Origin of the sequence: Streptomyces tibetensis, assembly GCF_007655005.1 — a bacterium.
Classification (GTDB): Bacteria; Actinomycetota; Actinomycetes; order Streptomycetales; family Streptomycetaceae; genus Streptomyces; species Streptomyces tibetensis.
Window position 1 is genome coordinate 276,202 of the sequence record NZ_SZVW01000007.1, and the last position, 15,763, is coordinate 291,964.

At 72.7% G+C, this 15,763-nt stretch carries 15 protein-coding genes; 11 read left to right on the forward strand and 4 right to left on the reverse strand.

Annotation, left to right across the window (positions count from 1 at the left end; translation table 11 throughout):
- Nucleotides 1–357: 357 nt before the first annotated feature.
- Nucleotides 358–1,224, reverse strand: coding sequence for a helix-turn-helix transcriptional regulator (locus FDO69_RS14680; protein WP_104780234.1), 867 nt, complete (start codon nucleotides 1,222–1,224; stop codon nucleotides 358–360).
- Nucleotides 1,225–1,369: 145 nt separating this feature from the next.
- Here FDO69_RS14680 and FDO69_RS14685 point away from each other — a divergent pair, with 145 nt between their 5' ends.
- The gene (locus FDO69_RS14685; RefSeq protein WP_104780235.1) at nucleotides 1,370–2,131 is read left to right on the forward strand and encodes an SDR family oxidoreductase; all 762 of its coding nucleotides are present in this window, start codon (nucleotides 1,370–1,372) and stop codon (nucleotides 2,129–2,131) included.
- Nucleotides 2,132–2,152: 21 nt separating this feature from the next.
- Here FDO69_RS14685 and FDO69_RS14690 read toward each other — a convergent pair whose 3' ends face one another.
- Nucleotides 2,153–2,578, reverse strand: a complete 426-nt coding sequence (locus FDO69_RS14690; RefSeq protein ID WP_167526594.1) for a hypothetical protein — start codon at nucleotides 2,576–2,578, stop codon at nucleotides 2,153–2,155.
- Between the two features lie 176 nt (nucleotides 2,579–2,754).
- Between FDO69_RS14690 and FDO69_RS14695 the strand changes: the two genes are divergently transcribed.
- Both FDO69_RS14695 and FDO69_RS14700 read left to right on the forward strand, forming a co-directional pair.
- Nucleotides 2,755–3,597 (forward strand): MurR/RpiR family transcriptional regulator, encoded by an 843-nt coding sequence (locus tag FDO69_RS14695; protein ID WP_104780237.1) that lies wholly within the window; start codon nucleotides 2,755–2,757, stop codon nucleotides 3,595–3,597.
- An 89-nt stretch (nucleotides 3,598–3,686) separates the two neighbouring features.
- Entirely contained in the window at nucleotides 3,687–4,271 is a 585-nt protein-coding gene (locus FDO69_RS14700; RefSeq protein ID WP_104780238.1) for a hypothetical protein, read from the forward strand.
- Nucleotides 4,272–4,786: 515 nt separating this feature from the next.
- On the opposite strand, the gene FDO69_RS14705 is transcribed toward FDO69_RS14700, so the two are convergent.
- Nucleotides 4,787–6,160: a type III PLP-dependent enzyme domain-containing protein gene (locus FDO69_RS14705; protein WP_104780239.1), complete on the reverse strand. Its 1,374-nt coding sequence runs from the start codon at nucleotides 6,158–6,160 to the stop codon at nucleotides 4,787–4,789.
- A 135-nt stretch (nucleotides 6,161–6,295) separates the two neighbouring features.
- On the opposite strand from FDO69_RS14705, the gene hutU reads away from it, so the two are divergent.
- The 5 genes from hutU to FDO69_RS14730 all read left to right on the forward strand — a co-directional run bounded on the left by hutU (nucleotide 6,296) and on the right by FDO69_RS14730 (nucleotide 12,299).
- On the forward strand, nucleotides 6,296–7,960 hold the full coding sequence (hutU, locus tag FDO69_RS14710; protein WP_104780240.1) for a urocanate hydratase: 1,665 nt from the start codon (nucleotides 6,296–6,298) through the stop codon (nucleotides 7,958–7,960).
- Between the two features lie 29 nt (nucleotides 7,961–7,989).
- The gene (locus FDO69_RS14715) at nucleotides 7,990–9,192 is read left to right on the forward strand and encodes an allantoate amidohydrolase (RefSeq protein WP_104780310.1); all 1,203 of its coding nucleotides are present in this window, start codon (nucleotides 7,990–7,992) and stop codon (nucleotides 9,190–9,192) included.
- Nucleotides 9,183–10,535, forward strand: coding sequence for a formimidoylglutamate deiminase (locus FDO69_RS14720; RefSeq protein WP_104780241.1), 1,353 nt, complete (start codon nucleotides 9,183–9,185; stop codon nucleotides 10,533–10,535). Before FDO69_RS14715 ends, FDO69_RS14720 begins: the two co-directional genes overlap by 10 nt.
- Nucleotides 10,532–11,827 carry an imidazolonepropionase gene (gene hutI, locus FDO69_RS14725; RefSeq protein ID WP_104780242.1) on the forward strand — a complete coding sequence of 432 codons (1,296 nt, stop codon included), beginning with the start codon at nucleotides 10,532–10,534 and terminating at the stop codon, nucleotides 11,825–11,827. The genes FDO69_RS14720 and hutI overlap by 4 nt, the downstream gene beginning before the upstream one ends.
- A 136-nt stretch (nucleotides 11,828–11,963) precedes the next feature.
- Nucleotides 11,964–12,299, forward strand: coding sequence for a hypothetical protein (locus FDO69_RS14730; protein ID WP_167526589.1), 336 nt, complete (start codon nucleotides 11,964–11,966; stop codon nucleotides 12,297–12,299).
- 84 nt (nucleotides 12,300–12,383) lie between these two features.
- On the opposite strand, the gene FDO69_RS14735 is transcribed toward FDO69_RS14730, so the two are convergent.
- Entirely contained in the window at nucleotides 12,384–13,298 is a 915-nt protein-coding gene (locus tag FDO69_RS14735; RefSeq protein WP_104780312.1) for an RNA polymerase sigma factor SigF, read from the reverse strand.
- A 250-nt stretch (nucleotides 13,299–13,548) separates the two neighbouring features.
- On the opposite strand from FDO69_RS14735, the gene FDO69_RS14740 reads away from it, so the two are divergent.
- The 3 genes from FDO69_RS14740 to FDO69_RS14750 all read left to right on the forward strand — a co-directional run bounded on the left by FDO69_RS14740 (nucleotide 13,549) and on the right by FDO69_RS14750 (nucleotide 15,754).
- Complete coding sequence (locus FDO69_RS14740; protein WP_030844747.1) at nucleotides 13,549–13,926, forward strand: STAS domain-containing protein; 378 nt, start codon at nucleotides 13,549–13,551, stop codon at nucleotides 13,924–13,926.
- 258 nt (nucleotides 13,927–14,184) lie between these two features.
- Nucleotides 14,185–14,739 (forward strand): ATP-binding protein, encoded by a 555-nt coding sequence (locus FDO69_RS14745; RefSeq protein WP_104780243.1) that lies wholly within the window; start codon nucleotides 14,185–14,187, stop codon nucleotides 14,737–14,739.
- A 313-nt stretch (nucleotides 14,740–15,052) separates the two neighbouring features.
- The gene (locus tag FDO69_RS14750) at nucleotides 15,053–15,754 is read left to right on the forward strand and encodes an LPXTG cell wall anchor domain-containing protein (protein ID WP_104780244.1); all 702 of its coding nucleotides are present in this window, start codon (nucleotides 15,053–15,055) and stop codon (nucleotides 15,752–15,754) included.
- Nucleotides 15,755–15,763: the final 9 nt, after the last annotated feature.

Consider the following 15,763-nt stretch of genomic DNA (forward strand, 5'->3'; position numbering starts at 1 on the left):
GCACATTGGTGGGTGTCGGCAGGGCGGGAGCGGCTCCCCGCCCGGGCCGGCGCCGAACGGCGTCACAGGACCTCCGGAGCGGCTCCCGGACCTCCACGGACGCCTCGGACGCGCAAGCCCGGCCCTGGTCGGGCCCGCGTCCTTCGCGGGGACCGCCGTCGTCCCGCCCCCCGTTCACGGGGGTGCGGCGGTCCCCGCGCACATCCCCCGGCGTCTCATGCGCGGGCGTCTCATGCGCGCACATCCCCCGGCGTCTCATGCGCGGGCGTCTCATGCGCGCACATTCCCCGGCGTCTCATGCGCGCACATCCCGCCAGACGTCTGCGCGCATCTTGCGCGCATCTCACCCGCGCGGTGTCAGCCCGTGTGGCTCGTCGCCCAGCTCCCCAGCAGTGCCAGGCGTTCCGCCGTCTCCGAGCCCGGTTCGGGCGAGTACGCCACGATCGTCTGGTCCGGGGCCGCCGGGATCGTGAGGGTCTCGTAGGGGAGGGTCAGCAGGCCCGCGACCGGGTGCCGCAGGAGCTTCACGCCGTGGTCGCAGGGCTTGACCAGGTGGTCGGCCCACAGGTGGCGGAACCGCTCGCTGGCCCGGGTGAGCTCGGCGACTAGTTCCCCCGTGACCGGGTCGCCGGGGTGGTGGCCCGCCTGCAGACGCAGGTGCGCGACCGTCTGTGCGGTGACGTCGGCCCAGTCCGGGTAGAGCTCGCGCGAGGCGGGGTCGAGGAAGAGACGCCGCGGCACGCTGAGGTCGTCGCCCGGGCCGCCGAAGCCGAGCACCGCGTCGGCGAGGGCGTTCCAGGCGAGCACCTCCATGCGGTGGTCCAGGACGTAGGCCGGGCTGCGGTCCATGCCGTCCAGGAGCAGCTGGACACCCGGGCGCACCCGGGACGCGGCCGGCGTGCCCGGGCCCACGCGCCCGTCCTGCCGGCGGGGCCGGGCGACCGCCCGCAGGTACGCGTGCTCCGACTCGTCCAGCCGCAGCACCCGCGCGATCGCGTCCAACACCGCGTCCGACACGCCCCCGGACCGGGTCCGCGAGGGGTCCCCGGGCCCCCTGCCCTGCTCGAGGCGGACGTAGTAGTCGACGCTCACCCCGGCCAGTTGCGCCACCTCCTCGCGGCGCAGCCCCGGGACGCGGCGACGGCCGTACGACGGCAGCCCCACCTCCTCCGGCTGGATCCGGGCCCGGCGCGAGCGCAGGAAGTCTCCCAGTTCTCCGTCCATGGGCCCGAGCCTAGGCCGTGCGGGCCCGGCGAACCTGGTACCGGCAAACCCAGGAAGAGCGCAGCCCTGGGTAAGGCGGGCGCGGCCGCCGAGGGTGGTGTCCGAGGCCGGGGAGACGCCCCGGCCGGGACCGAGGAGGAACCCCATGTCGTACGACAGCCTGGCCGGCCGTACCGCCGTCGTCACCGGAGCCGCGAGCGGGATCGGCGAGGCCGTCGCCGTGCTGCTGGCCGCCCGGGGCGCCCGGGTGGCCCTGGTGGCCCGGCGTGCGGAACGGCTGACGGCGATCGCCGGGAAGATCCGGGCCGACGGCGGGCAGGCCCTGGCCGTCGCCGCCGACGTCACCGACGAGACGTCCGTGGCGGACGCCGCCGACCGCGTCCACGCCGAGTACGGGACCGTCGACCTGGTCGTGAACTGCGCCGGGGTGATGCTGCCGCACCCCTTCGACGCCCGGCGCACCGACGAGTGGCAGACGATGCTCGACACCAACGTCGCCGGGGTGCTGCGGATGATCGGCGCCTTCACCGGCGACCTGGTGAGCGCCGCAGCGGACGGCCGTACGGCCGACATCGTGAACATCTCGTCCATCGCCGCGCACGTCAGCTTCCCGAACTACGCGGTCTACGGCGCGTCCAAGGCGGCCCTCACCTACCTGTCGGAAGCCCTGCGCGGGGAGTTCGGGCCGCGGGACGTCCGGGTCACCAACATCGAGCCCGGATTCGTCGAGAGCGAGCTGCGCACCCACATCTCCGACGCGGAACTGTCCCGGCAGGTCGAGGGCATGCTCGATGTGGTGGGCGCGCTGTCCGCGGAGGAGCTGGCCGACCTGGTGGCCTACGTGACGAGCCGGCCTCGCCGGGTCAATCTGCGGCAGATCGTCGCGCTGCCGACGCGGCAGGTCTGAAGCCCGGCCGGGGCCGGGCGCTCACTCCTCCCAGTCACTGTCCCGGGAGGACCTCGGGCGGCGGCCGAAGAGGTTCGGGTTGGTACGGGCCGCCTGGGCGACGTTGACGCCGACGATGCCCGCCCAGGCGACCAGCATGCCGGGCCACTGGGCCAGGGCCCCGCCGATCGCGGACAGCGGCACCGCGAGGACCAGGGAGACGATCCCGAAGCCGAACCGCTCGCCCCAGGAGTCCGTGGCCCTCGGCGACCGGGAGTCCCGGGCCGTCTGCATCTGCTGCTCGGCGAGCTGCCGCCGCACCCTGCGCTCCACCGCGCCGTCGATCCGCTGGTCGACCTTCTCCAGGAAGGAGTCGACCAGCACCGACTCGTAGTCCTCGCCCAGATCCCTGCGGGCGTGCAGGGTGGCGTCGAGTTCCCTCTTCAGGTCGGTGTCCCGCGCGTCCATTCCCGTCATGCGGTCCACCGTAGAAAGCGCCGCCGTCGGCCGCACTGGGGTTAGCCCCCCTGTTCCCGCAGGGGGATACCGGTCGTCGTACCGTCGCCGGCTTCCGGTCCGGCTTGCCGCTCTGCATATGCTCATGCAGAATCCTCAGCTACTGAATAGGCGAGGGGGAGCACGTCATGAGCGTGACCGACAGCCCTGCCGCGCGGCTGCAGGCGCTCTTCGAGGGCCACCGGCTGACGCCGACCCAGCGGCGCATCGCGCACAGCATGGTGCGGCGCGCCGCCGACGTGCCGTTCCTGTCGAGCGTGGAGCTCGCCGAGCTGGCCGGGGTCAGCCAGCCGTCGGTGACCCGCTTCGCCGTCGCCCTGGGCTTCGACGGCTATCCCGCCCTGCGCCGCCATCTGCGCGAGGTCGCCCCCGCCGAACCCGCCGAGGAGGCCGGGGCCCTCAACGAGTACCAGCAGGCCGTCGAGGCCGAGATCGAGAACCTGCGGCACCTGGCGGAGGCGCTGGCCGACCCCGCGCCCGTGCAGCGCGCGGGACGCCTCCTGGCGGCCTCCCGCCCCCTCCTCGTCCTCGGTCTGCGGGCGGCCGCCGCCCAGGCACACGGCTTCGCCTACTTCGCCGCCAAGGTCCATCCCGACGTACGGCTGCTCGGTGAGGGCGGCACGATGCTGCAGGACCGCATCGACGCCGCCGTCCGGGCCGGCGCGAGCGCACTGCTCTGTTTCGCGCTGCCCCGGCACCCCCGCGAGGTCGTCGACACCCTCGCCTACGCCAAGGAGGCCGGGCTGACCGTCGTCACGGTCGCCGACTCCGCCTTCGCCCCCGTCGCCAAGGTGTCCGACCTGCTGCTGCCCGCCGCCGTCGGCACCGGCCTCGCCTTCGACACGGCCTGCGCGCCGATGCTGCTCGGCCGGGTCCTGCTGGAGGCCATGTGCGACGACCTGCCCCAGGCGCAGTCCCGCCTGGAGGAGTTCGACACGAAGGCGGCGGCGCGGGGGCTGTTCGTCGACTGACGCGTGCCCGGCGTCTTCTCAGACTCGTCTCACGTTGCGGCGCTACCGTACGTCCCCCCAAGGCTTCGGAGACCGGACGGAGGCTGGACGTGACACGCGGAGGACAGGGGCTGGCCCGGGTGGCCGTCGTGGTACGGGCGGGGGCGGCCCCGCTGTGGTGGCTGGGTGTTCTCGCGGCGGGCATCGGCCTGCTCGCACCGGGCCTGACCGGACGCCGCATCGGCGTCCTGGCCGGAGCGGCCCTCTTCGTCCTGGCGACGGCCGCCGTGACCTACGGCCGCCGCAAGCGCTACGCGGCCCTGGCCGCCTCGGCGTCCCGGGCCGGAAAGCACGACGTGCTCCAGGACCGCGCGGTCACGGTACGCAACTGGCGCCGGGGACACCGCTGGTGGCTCCTCCTCGCCTTCCTCGCCGCCCTGGGCAGCGCCTTCGCGGTCCCGGCGGCCGGGGGCATGCTCCTGGCCGGCTGCGGCGCGGGCCTGTGGCTGAAGTCGGCCTGGCTGGGCCGCCGGGAGCGGGCCGACGAGGCGCTGCTGTGGGTCCGCGTCGACTGGCTGCGCGGGGGAGCGGCCCACCCGGCCGGCAAGCGGGTGAGGGCATACCGCACCACGGGCATCGCGGCGGGAGACGCGGCTCCCGGAGGAGCGCGAAGGAAATCGCCGGCGCTGGTGTGATCGGGCAGTGCTGGACCCACCCTGGGGCGCGGGGCTGTATCGATGTGCGGCTCCGCCGCGTGGGCGCGACAAGCCACGACGCACCGGCGGCCGACTCCTTCACAACCTTCGACGACGACGGCGACACCCGGCAGCGGCGCACCAACCTCGGGGCGCGGGGCTGTATCGATGTGCGGCTCCGCCGCGTGGGCGCGACAAGCCACGACGCACCGGCGGCCGACTCCTTCACAACCTTCGACGACGACGGCGACACCCGGCAGCGGCGCACCAACCTCGGGGCGCGGGGCTGTATCGATGTGCGGCTCCGCCGCGTGGGCGCGACAAGCCACGACGCACCGGCGGCCGACTCCTTCACAACCTTCGACGACGACGGCGACACCCGGCAGCGGCGCACCAACCTCGGGGCGCGGGGCTGTATCGATGTGCGGCTCCGCCGCGTGGGCGCGACAAGCCGCGACGCCCCCGAGGCCGGAAACCCTCGGAACCTCCCACGTCGCTGCACCCGAGGCGAAACCCTACGGAACCTCCCAGGCCGCTCGCGTCAACGCATCCACCTGCGCCCCACCCGACTCCGCAACGATCTCCTCCACGGTCTGCGCCCGCCGCACCACCGCGAAGCGCCCGCCCGGCCCGAACCCGTACACCCCGGGCCGCACCAGCGAGTTGTAGCCGTAGTGATGCGCGAAGTAGTACGCGCCGGTGTCCAGCGCCGCCGCGTAGTCCCCCTGCTCCAGCAACGGCATGGACCGCCCCTCGGCCAGCAGGTCCCCAGCGAAACAGGCCGGCCCCGCGACGTCCTGCACCACCACCGGCCCCTCCTTCGGCCGCCCCTTCGCGTCATACGCGCGGATCCGCAGCGGCCAGCTTTCCGGCGCGTACACGGTCCGCGCGGCCACCTGCACCCCGGCATGCGTCACCGCCACCGCCCGGCCGCCGGAGGCCTTCGCGTACTCGACCCGTGCCACCACCGTCCCGTGCTTGGCCAGCAGTGACCGCCCGAACTCGGTGACCAGCCCGTACCGTCCGTCGAACAGCCCCGGTACCTCTTCGGCCAGCAGTCGCGCGTACTGCGCGTACGTCGGGGTCGTCTCCTCCGACGCGAAGTTCACCGGCAGACCGCCGCCGATGTCGAGCGTGTCGACCTGCCGCCGCCCGGCCCGCCGGTTGATCTCCTCCGCCAGCGCGTACGTCTGCGCCACGCCCTGTGCCATCAGGGCCAGGGGGACGCCCTGGGACCCGGTGTGCGCGTGCAGCCGGGTCAGCCACGGCCGGTCCAGATACGCCCGGACGACCCACTCCCGGGCGCCTTCGTCGCGCAGCGCCACCCCGAACTTCGAGGTGGCCGTCGCCGTGGACAACGCCTCGATGGAGCCACCGCCCACCTGCGGATTCACCCGGATTCCAAGAGGGGAGCGGCTCGTGGACGACCGCATCAGGGAGTCGATGCGGTCCAGTTCCTGCGGGTTGTCCGCGTTGAGCGCGACACCCAGGTCCAGTGCCTCGCGCAGCTCGGCCGGCGTCTTCGCGGGCGAGTCGAGCACCGTCATCCGCGACGGCATGCCCGCAGCCCGCGCCAGGGCCAGCTCACCCGGGCTCGCGACCTCCGCCCCGACGCCCTCCTCGCGCAGCAGCCGCAGCACCGGCACCAGCGGGGTCGCCTTCACCGCGAAGGCGTGCAGCACGGGCGTGCCGGGCGTCAGCACCGCCTCGAACGCCGCCCGCAGCTCCGCCGCCGACTCCCGGATGCCGACGACATCCAGCAGCCCCACGATGGGGCTGTCGGGCCCGAGCAGCCCTTGCTCCACGGCGGCCCGCACCGCCTCGTCCCGCCGCGCCGCCCGCCGGGCCCCGATGCCGCCCGCCTCTTCCGCCTCGATGTGTGCGCCCATGCATCCAGCCAAACATCCAGGGCACCGCCGCGCCGACACCCCCACGTATTGACTAGCCCTATTCAGGCGTCCAGGATGTGAATAGCCAGTGCAACAAACCGCCGGGAGCACCACGCACCCACCAGGAGGCAGACCATGTCAGGACCCCGCCCCGTCCGAGCGCCGCGCGGCACGGTACCGAGCGCCCTGGGATGGCAGCAGGAAGCCGCCCTGCGGATGCTGCAGAACAACCTCGACCCCGAGGTCGCCGAGCACCCCGACAAGCTCGTCGTCTACGGCGGCACCGGCAAGGCCGCGCGTGACTGGCGCTCCTTCGACGCGATGGTGCGCACGCTGCAGGGGCTGAAGCAGGACGAGACCATGCTGGTCCAGTCCGGCAGGCCCGTCGGCGTCATGCAGACCCACGAGTGGGCCCCGCGCGTCCTCATCGCCAACTCCAACCTCGTCGGCGACTGGGCCAACTGGGAGGAGTTCCGCCGCCTCGAACAGCTCGGCCTGACCATGTACGGCCAGATGACCGCCGGCTCCTGGATCTACATCGGCACCCAGGGCATCCTCCAGGGCACCTACGAGACCTTCGCCGCCGTCGCCGCGAAGAAGTTCGGCGGGACGCTGGCGGGCACCATCACCCTCACCGCCGGTCTCGGCGGCATGGGCGGCGCCCAGCCGCTCGCCGTCACGATGAACGACGGCGTGGCGATCTGCGTCGACTGCGACCCGCGCGCCATCGAGCGGCGCATCGAGCACCGGTACCTGGACGTCAAGGCCGACAGCCTCGCCCACGCGCTCCAGCTGGCGACCGAGGCCCGCGACCAGCGCAAGCCGCTGTCCATCGGCCTCCTGGGCAACGCCGCCGAGCTGCTCCCGCGGATGCTCGCCGAGGGCGCCCCGATCGACATCGTCACCGACCAGACCTCGGCCCACGACCCCCTGGCCTACCTGCCGGTCGGCATCGCCTTCGAGGACATGGCCGACGCCGCCGCGAAGGACCCGGCCGGCTTCACCACCCGGGCCCGCGAGTCCATGGCCCGGCACGTCGAGGCCATGGTCGGCTTCATGGACGCCGGCGCCGAGGTCTTCGACTACGGCAACTCCATCCGCGGCGAGGCCCAGCTCGCCGGATACGACCGGGCCTTCGCCTTCCCCGGCTTCGTCCCCGCCTACATCCGCCCGCTGTTCTGCGAGGGCAAGGGCCCCTTCCGCTGGGCCGCCCTGTCCGGCGAGGCCTCCGACATCGCCAAGACCGACAAGGCGGTCCTCGACCTCTTCCCGGAGAACGAGTCCCTCGCCCGCTGGATCAAGATGGCCGGCGAACGCGTCCACTTCCAGGGCCTGCCCGCGCGCATCTGCTGGCTCGGCTACGGCGAGCGGGACAAGGCCGGAGAGCGGTTCAACGACATGGTCGCGAGCGGGGAGCTGGCCGCGCCGGTCGTCATCGGCCGCGACCACCTCGACTGCGGTTCGGTGGCGTCCCCCTACCGCGAGACCGAGGCCATGCTCGACGGGTCCGACGCGATCGCCGACTGGCCGCTGCTGAACGCCATGGTGAACGTCGCCTCCGGGGCGTCCTGGGTGTCCCTCCACCACGGCGGCGGCGTCGGGATGGGCCGGTCCATCCACGCCGGGCAGGTGACGGTGGCCGACGGCACCGCGCTCGCGGGCGAGAAGATCCGCCGGGTGCTCACCAACGACCCCGGCATGGGCGTCATCCGGCACGTCGACGCCGGGTACGACATCGCGGAGTCGGTGGCGGGGGAGCGGGGCGTCCGCGTCCCGATGCGCGAAGGCGACCCGGCGTGACCCGGAGCGACGGCGGCTCCTTCCACCAGATGTGGCGCGAGCTGCTCCCCATCGGGCGGCACCCCGCCTCCGGCGGCTACCGCCGGTTCGCCTGGAGCGGTGTCGACGGCGACTGCCGGGCCTGGTTCGAAGAGCAGGCCACGGCCCGAGGGCTGCGCTACGAGGTCGACCGGAACGGCAACCAGTGGGCCTGGCTCGGGGACCCCGCCGAGGGCGACGCCGTCGTCACCGGCTCTCACCTCGACTCCGTGCCGGACGGCGGCGCCTTCGACGGCCCCCTCGGCGTCGTGTCCGCCTTCGCCGCCCTGGACGAGCTGCGCGACAGGGGCGCCCGCTTCGACCGGCCCCTCGCCATCGTGAACTTCGGTGACGAGGAGGGCGCCCGGTTCGGGCTCGCCTGCGTCGGGTCCCGGCTCACCGCCGGGCAGCTCACCCGCGAGCAGGCGCACCGCCTCACCGACGGCGACGGCGTGACGCTGCCCCGGGCCATGGAAGCGGCCGGATACGATCCGGACGCCATCGGGCCGGACCCCGAACGGCTCGCCCGCATCGGCGCCTTCGTCGAACTGCACGTCGAGCAGGGCCGGGCCCTGGACCTGTCCGGCGACCGGGTCGGTATCGCCAGCGCCATCTGGCCCCACGGCCGGTGGCGGTTCGACTTCCGCGGTGAGGCCAACCACGCCGGCACCACCCGGCTCGCCGACCGCCACGACCCCATGCTGTCCTACGCCGAGACCGTGCTCGCCGCCCGGCGCGAGGCCGAACTCGCCGGAGCCGTCGCCACCTTCGGCAAGATCACCGTCGAGCCCAACGGCGTCAACGCCATCCCCTCCCTGGTGCGCGGCTGGCTCGACTCCCGCGCCGAGGACCAGGTGAGTCTCGACACCGTGGTCGGCGGCATCGAGAAGGCGGCCCGGAGTTACGCGGACGCGCACGGCGTCGACCTCGACATCGTCCGCGAGTCCTTCACCCCCGTCGTCGAGTTCGACCACGCCCTGCGCGACGAACTCGCCCGCATCCTCGGCACGGACACCGACCTCACGGTCCCCGTCCTCGGCACCGGCGCGGGACACGACGCCGGGATCCTGTCCGGGAGCATCCCGACCGCCATGCTGTTCGTGCGCAACCCCACCGGCGTCTCCCACTCCCCGGCCGAGTCCGCGAGCGAGGACGACTGCGTGGCCGGGGTACTCGCACTCGCCGACGTACTGGAAGGACTGGCGTGCAGGTGACGACAGCAGCCCCGCGGACGTACTGGCTGGAGCACGCCTGGCTCGGCACATCTGTCGAGCCGGGCGTGGCCGTCGACGTCAGGGACGGCCGCATCGCCGCCGTCCGCACCGGCACCCCCGCCCCACCCCCCGGCGCCGAGGTCCTGCGCGGGCTCACCCTGCCCGGCCTGGCCAACGCCCACAGCCACGCCTTCCACCGTGCCCTGCGCGGCACCGTCCAGGTCGGCTCCGGCACCTTCTGGACCTGGCGCGAGGTCATGTACGCCACGGCCGCCCGGCTCACCCCGGACAGCTACCACGCCCTCGCCCGCGCGGTGTACGCCGAGATGGCCCTGGCCGGCATCACGGCCGTCGGCGAGTTCCACTACGTCCACCACGCCCCCGGCGGCACCGCCTACGCCGACCCCAACGCCATGGGCGAGGCCCTCATCGCGGCCGCCGCCGAAGCCGGGATCCGCATCACCCTCCTCGACACCGCCTACCTCTCCTCCGGCTTCGGGCAGCCGCCCACCACCCACCAGCTCCGCTTCTCCGACGGCGACGCCGAGGCCTGGGCCGCACGCTCTTCACTTCTCAAGGAACGGGATCACGCACGGATCGGCGCGGCGATCCACTCCGTACGGGCCGTGCCCGCCGAGCAGTTGGAGACCGTCGCGCGGTGGGCCGAGGAGCGGCGGGCCCCGCTCCATGTGCACCTGTCCGAGCAGACCGCCGAGAACGAGGCGTGCCTGGACATCCACGGCTGCACCCCGACCCAGCTCCTCGCCCTGCACGGCGTCCTCGGACCGCGCACCACCGGCGTCCACAACACCCACCTCACCGCCGAGGACATCTCGCTCATCGGCGGCAGCGGCACCGGCACCTGCATGTGCCCGACCACCGAGCGGGACCTCGCGGACGGCATCGGACCGGCCGTCGCCCTGCAGAACGAGGGCTCACCGCTCTGTCTCGGCTCCGACAGCCATGCCGTGATCGACCTGCTCGAAGAGGCGCGGGCGCTGGAACTGAACGAGCGGCTGCGCACCCGCACCCGGGGTCACTGGACGGCGGCGGCCCTGCTGCGGGCGGCCTCGCCCGACGGCCACGCGGCCCTCGGCTGGGACGAGGCGGGGGCGCTGGAGACCGGCGCGCTCGCCGACTTCACCACCCTCGCGCTCGACTCGGTCAGGACGGCAGGGCCGCTTCCGCGGCTCGGGGCCGAGACGGCCGTATTCGCCGCGTCGGCAGCGGACGTGTCGCATACGGTCGTGGCAGGTCGGCACGTCGTACGGGACGGGGTCCACTCCCTCGTACCGGATGTGCCGCGGGCCCTCGCGGACGCCGTCGAAGCCCTGCGCGGATGACCCCGGGCCGCCCGCCCGCGCGGCCCGCCTCCGACCCCGAACCCGACCCCACCGCCGACCAGGCCACCAAGGACGCCATGAGCAACGCGACGACCGTCAACCCCGCCCACTCCGCGAGCACCGCAAGCACGCTCATCACCAACATCGCAGCCCTGGTCACCAACGACCCCTCCTCCGGTGACGGTTCCCCCCTGGGACTGGTCCAGGACGCGGCCGTCGTCATCGAGGGCGACCGCGTCGTGTGGACCGGTGATCAAAGCAAAGCACCCGCCACTGACAATCGGGTCGACGCCGAAGGCCGGGCGGTCGTCCCCGGCTTCGTGGACTCCCACTCCCACCTCGTCTTCGCCGGCGACCGGACGCAGGAGTTCAACGCCCGCATGTCCGGGCGGCCGTACAGCGCGGGCGGCATCCGCACCACCGTCGCGGCCACGCGGGCGGCGAGCGACGAGGAACTCGGGGCCAACGTCACCCGTTACCTCCGCGAGGCCCTCCGCCAGGGCACCACCACGTTCGAGACCAAGTCCGGCTACGGCCTGACCGTCGAGGACGAGGCCCGCGCCCTGCGCATCGCCGCCGCCCACACCGACGAGGTCACCTACCTCGGCGCCCACATCGTCGCCCCCGAGTTCGCGGAGGACCCTGCCGGCTACGTCGCCCTGGTCACCGGCGAGATGCTGGACGCCTGCGCCCCGCACGCCCGCTGGATCGACGTCTTCTGCGAGAAGGGCGCCTTCGACGGCGACCAGGCCCGCGCGATCCTCACCGCCGGCAAGGCGAAGGGCCTGCACCCCCGCATCCACGCCAACCAGTTGTCGTACGGCCCGGGCGTACAACTCGCGGTCGAGCTCGACGCGGCCAGCGCCGACCACTGCACCCACCTCACCGACGCGGATGTGGACGCCCTGGCGGGCAGCCGTACGGTCGCCACCCTGCTGCCCGGCGCCGAGTTCTCCACGCGGGCCGAGTGGCCCGACGCACGGCGGCTGCTGGACGCGGGTGTCACGGTGGCGCTGTCCACGGACTGCAACCCCGGCTCGTCCTTCACCTCGTCCGTCCCGTTCTGCGTCGCGCTGGCCGTACGGGACATGGGGATGACCCCGGACGAGGCCGTGTGGTCGGCGACCGCGGGCGGCGCGGCGGCCTTGCGGCGCGACGACGTCGGCCGGCTCACCCCGGGCGCGTACGCGGACCTGACGCTCCTCGACGCCCCGAGCCATGTCCACCTGGCCTACCGCCCCGGCGTCCCGCTGGTCAGCGGAGTGTGGCGGTGCGGAGAGCGCGTGGTGTGATCACCGGCCGCGATGATCCGGCGTGCCGCTGATCAGCAGGGTGTGGCGGTGCGGAGCGTGTGGTGTGATCACCGGCCCCGCGATAATGCGATGCCGCGTCGGGAGGACGACCGGCATCGGCGGAGGGCGGGGACCCATGGCACGGGGACGGTTGGCGAAGCACTGGTCGGTACCACTCGTGGTGAACGTGCTGCTCGGGATCCCGGGCGTGGTGCCGTTCTGGCTGCTCTGGTACCTCGCGGTGAACTGGCCGCTCGCCGATGCCGGCTGGACCGTGCGGGAACCCACCGAGAACGACGGCATGGCCCTCTGGCTCGTGATCGTCGTCCCCGTCGTCACGCTCTACGGCCTGATCTGGTGGCTCGCCAACAGGCCGCTGAGGCGCCGGACGGCACTCGCCCCGCACACCTACTGGCTGCTGAGCCTGACGGCCCCGCTGCTGCCGACGGCCGCGCTGTTCCTCAACTCCTGAAGCCGCCGCCGGCCACCGGTGGCACGCGCCCGGGGGCGGGCCGTCCGGCCCGCCCCCGAGGGACACGTACACCAGGGTCGAGGATCACTCCTCGACGGTCAGCCCCTTGCGCAGCTTCACCAGCGTCCGCGACAGCAGACGCGAGACGTGCATCTGCGAGATGCCGAGCTCTTCGCCGATCTCCGACTGGGTCATGCCCGCGACGAACCGCAGGGACAGGATCTTCCGGTCGCGCGGCGGGAGTTCGGCTATCAGCGGCTTCAACGACTCGACGTACTCGATGCCTTCGAGTCCGTGGTCCTCGTAGCCGATGCGGTCCGCGAGCGCGCCCTCGGAGTCGTCCTCCTCCGGCTGGGCGTCCAGCGAGGAGGCGGTGTAGGCGTTCGACGCGGCCATGCCCTCGACGACCTCGTCGTTGGAGAGGCCGAGGCGCTCGGCGAGCTCGGTCACCGTCGGGGCGCGGTCCAGCTTCTGGGCCAGCTCGTCACCGGCCTTGGCCAGGTCGAGCCGCAGCTCCTGCAGCCGCCGCGGAACGCGCACGGACCACGAGGTGTCGCGGAAGAAGCGCTTGATCTCGCCGACGATGGTCGGCATCGCGAACGTGGGGAACTCCACACCGCGGGACAGCTCGAAGCGGTCGATCGCCTTGATCAGGCCGATGGTGCCGACCTGGATGATGTCCTCCATCGGCTCGCTGCGGGAGCGGAACCGGGAGGCGGCGAACTTGACCAGCGCGAGGTTCAGTTCGACGAGAGTGTTGCGGACGTACGAGTACTCGTGGGTCCCTTCCTCCAGCGTCTCCAGACGCCGGAAGAGGGTCTTGGACAGCGCCCGGGCGTCGACCGCGTCGACTTCCCCGTACGGGGGGATGTCCGGAAGTCCGGCGAGGAGGCCGTCCTGTGTGACGAGCATCTCGGCCTGCTCGATGGGATCCAGATGGTCCGGAGGGGGTGTCGACGTCGCTTTGTGGGTACGCGATCCGTCGAGCCGGGGTGACATGATGTCCTCCATCGTTCTCGGCATATGGCTGCCGGAGCCGTTAGGTGCACTGCGGTGTGCGGCGCCTCCAAAGCCGGCCGTGTCGGGTACGTGTCCTTACTAGGCCTACCCGCTTTCCTGAGCCCACCGCAAGTGCGTTCTGTGGTCATATGTCCGTTTGTGTGTAGTTGTTCGGGTGTCGGACCGTGCGGGGAAGGCGTAGTGTTCGAGGGCGTCAGCAACCACCTCGACGTCGGGAGAGAGAGACGGCATGGACCGCGGGACGGTCGGCAGCGCACAGTCTGGCCGGCTTCTGGTGGAGGTGCGGGAAGAGGGCTCTAGTGCCGTCGTGACCCCGGCGGGTGAGTTGGATCACCACACCGCCGATCTGTTGCGTGAGCCACTCGACGACTGCCTCGCCAAGGGATTCAAGCGCCTGGTCATCGATTGCGCACGCCTGGAGTTCTGTGACTCCACGGGGCTCAACGTGCTCCTCGGGGCACGGCTGAAGGCGGAGGCCGCCGGTGGTGGCGTCTCGCTCGCCGGCATGCAGCCGGTGGTGGCGCGGGTGTTCGAGATCACGGGTGCGGACGCGGTCTTCAGTGTCCATGACTCGCTCGAGGCGGCCCTGGCCGACGAGTCGGGCTGACCGGCGGTGCGTCGGCGCGCGGTGCCTCGGCGACCCCTCTGTGACCGGTGTCCCAGCCCTGTCACGTCTTTCGTGCGGAATACATGGGTGTTCAGCCCGTCCCCCCGGGCAGGAGACATCCTGAACCTGTTGGGAACCCGGACGGCGGCGGCGCCGCGAAGCCGACGTGCCACGCACTGCGTGACTGACCGGGTCGTGACTGGCTGTGCAGTGAAGTTTTTGAATCGTGAACTGGTGAATCGGTGAGGTGAAGCGCTGATGAGCACCACCCGGCCTTACCCGCCGGGCGACCGCGGGCCGGAGCCCAGCGGCGCTTCCGGGGCGTCCGAGGGTGGCGTAGCGGCGACCGGTGCGTCCGGCGAGGGCGCGGGAGCGCCGTCCGGGGCCGCGGCGCCGCCGGGGGGTCCACAGGTGCGTCGGCTGAGCTTCGACGACGAGAGCGGCGTCGTTCCGCTGGCCCGCGACTTCACCCGCCAGGCGCTGTACGCGTGGGGCTGGCTGCCCGCCGCCTCCGCCGACCAGCGGGCCGCCGCCGAGGATGTGCTGCTGGTCGTCTCCGAGCTGGTGACCAACGCCTGCCTGCATGCCGAGGGGCCGGACCACTTGCGGATCTCCTGTGACAACAAGGTGATCCGCGTCGAGATCGCCGACCGGGGCACCGGCCAGCCCGCACCCCGTACCCCGCACCGCGCGGGTCGCCCGGGCGGTCATGGCATGTTCATCGTCCAGCGCCTGTGCCTCGACTGGGGTGTCGTCCGCACGCCGGGAGTCTCCGGCAAGACGGTGTGGGCGGAACTGGGCGCACCGGCCTGATCGCGGGGAGTGCGCGTTCGGCCCCGGCGCGTAGCCGACCGACCGCCGGGGGCGGGCCTGTGCGATCGCGGGCATTTCTGTCCGTTAGCGGGTTTTCGTGTTGATATCAGGCCCCGGTGGGGCGCCCTGAGGTGCGTCCGAACGGGCGGCCATCCCGCACGGGATCCCCGCCGCGCATCCCCTCGTACGTCACTCGCCGCACGCCGGATCCCCACAGATCCGGCGGGCGCTGTGTCTTCCTTCCTCAAGGCCCCGGGCGTACCTTGACGGCCCTATCTGATACTCCGTCAGGAACAGGAAGGGGAGCGGCACCGTGTCGTACCGGAAACGAACCGCCGCGCTCGCGTCCGCCGCGGCCCTGGCCGGCTCGGCGGTGTGGATGGCCGCCCCCGTCGCCCGGGCCGAGGTCGTCGACGTCAACTACCAGTGCAAGACGCCGATCGGCGACAAGAGTGCCGTCTCTCCCATCGACATCAAGGGCGTCAAGAGCGGCAACGGCTACCGGATCACCATGTCCTGGCAGAAGGGCGTCTCCTCCAGCCCGGTCGAACTGGGCAAGGGCGCGATGACGCCGAGCGCCACCATCGCCCTGGGCGGTGCGGACAGCGGCACCCTGTCGGTGACCGGCCCCGCCAACGACGCCGCGATCCCGGCCAACACACCCATCAAGATCAGCGACCTGAGCGGCACGTACAGGTCGAAGAAGAGCGGCGAGATCACCTTCACGGCTGGTGTGCTCACCATCAAGGCGCTCGGTACGACGACCACCTGCACCCCGACGAACGACCCTGGCCCGTCCCTCACCCTCGACGTCGAGGCCGCGGGGGGCGGTGGCACGACCGGCTCCGCCCAGGGAGGCGGCTCCGGCCCCGACACCGGCGCCGGGCTGCCGCAGACCGGGCCCGAGGACTCGGCGGTCGCCCTCGGCACCCTCGGCGGCACGGTCCTGCTCGCCGGCGCGGCAGGTGCCCTGTGGTTGACACGCCGCCACCAGGGGGCACGGGCGGGCCGTTGACGGGAGCCC

Excerpts from the sequence above, each read along its gene's own strand:
- FDO69_RS14740 (WP_030844747.1), top strand. The coding sequence starts at position 13,549 with ATGGACCGCGGGACGGTCGGCAGCGCACAGTCTGGCCGGCTTCTGGTG.
- FDO69_RS14685 (WP_104780235.1), top strand. The coding sequence starts at position 1,370 with ATGTCGTACGACAGCCTGGCCGGCCGTACCGCCGTCGTCACCGGAGCC.
- FDO69_RS14715 (WP_104780310.1), top strand. The coding sequence starts at position 7,990 with ATGTGGCGCGAGCTGCTCCCCATCGGGCGGCACCCCGCCTCCGGCGGC.
- hutI (WP_104780242.1), top strand. The coding sequence starts at position 10,532 with ATGACCCCGGGCCGCCCGCCCGCGCGGCCCGCCTCCGACCCCGAACCC.
- FDO69_RS14705 (WP_104780239.1), bottom strand. The coding sequence starts at position 6,160 with ATGGGCGCACACATCGAGGCGGAAGAGGCGGGCGGCATCGGGGCCCGG.
- FDO69_RS14735 (WP_104780312.1), bottom strand. The coding sequence starts at position 13,298 with ATGTCACCCCGGCTCGACGGATCGCGTACCCACAAAGCGACGTCGACA.
- hutU (WP_104780240.1), top strand. The coding sequence starts at position 6,296 with ATGTCAGGACCCCGCCCCGTCCGAGCGCCGCGCGGCACGGTACCGAGC.
- FDO69_RS14680 (WP_104780234.1), bottom strand. The coding sequence starts at position 1,224 with ATGGACGGAGAACTGGGAGACTTCCTGCGCTCGCGCCGGGCCCGGATC.
- FDO69_RS14730 (WP_167526589.1), top strand. The coding sequence starts at position 11,964 with ATGGCACGGGGACGGTTGGCGAAGCACTGGTCGGTACCACTCGTGGTG.
- FDO69_RS14690 (WP_167526594.1), bottom strand. The coding sequence starts at position 2,578 with ATGGACGCGCGGGACACCGACCTGAAGAGGGAACTCGACGCCACCCTG.
- FDO69_RS14695 (WP_104780237.1), top strand. The coding sequence starts at position 2,755 with ATGAGCGTGACCGACAGCCCTGCCGCGCGGCTGCAGGCGCTCTTCGAG.
- FDO69_RS14745 (WP_104780243.1), top strand. The coding sequence starts at position 14,185 with ATGAGCACCACCCGGCCTTACCCGCCGGGCGACCGCGGGCCGGAGCCC.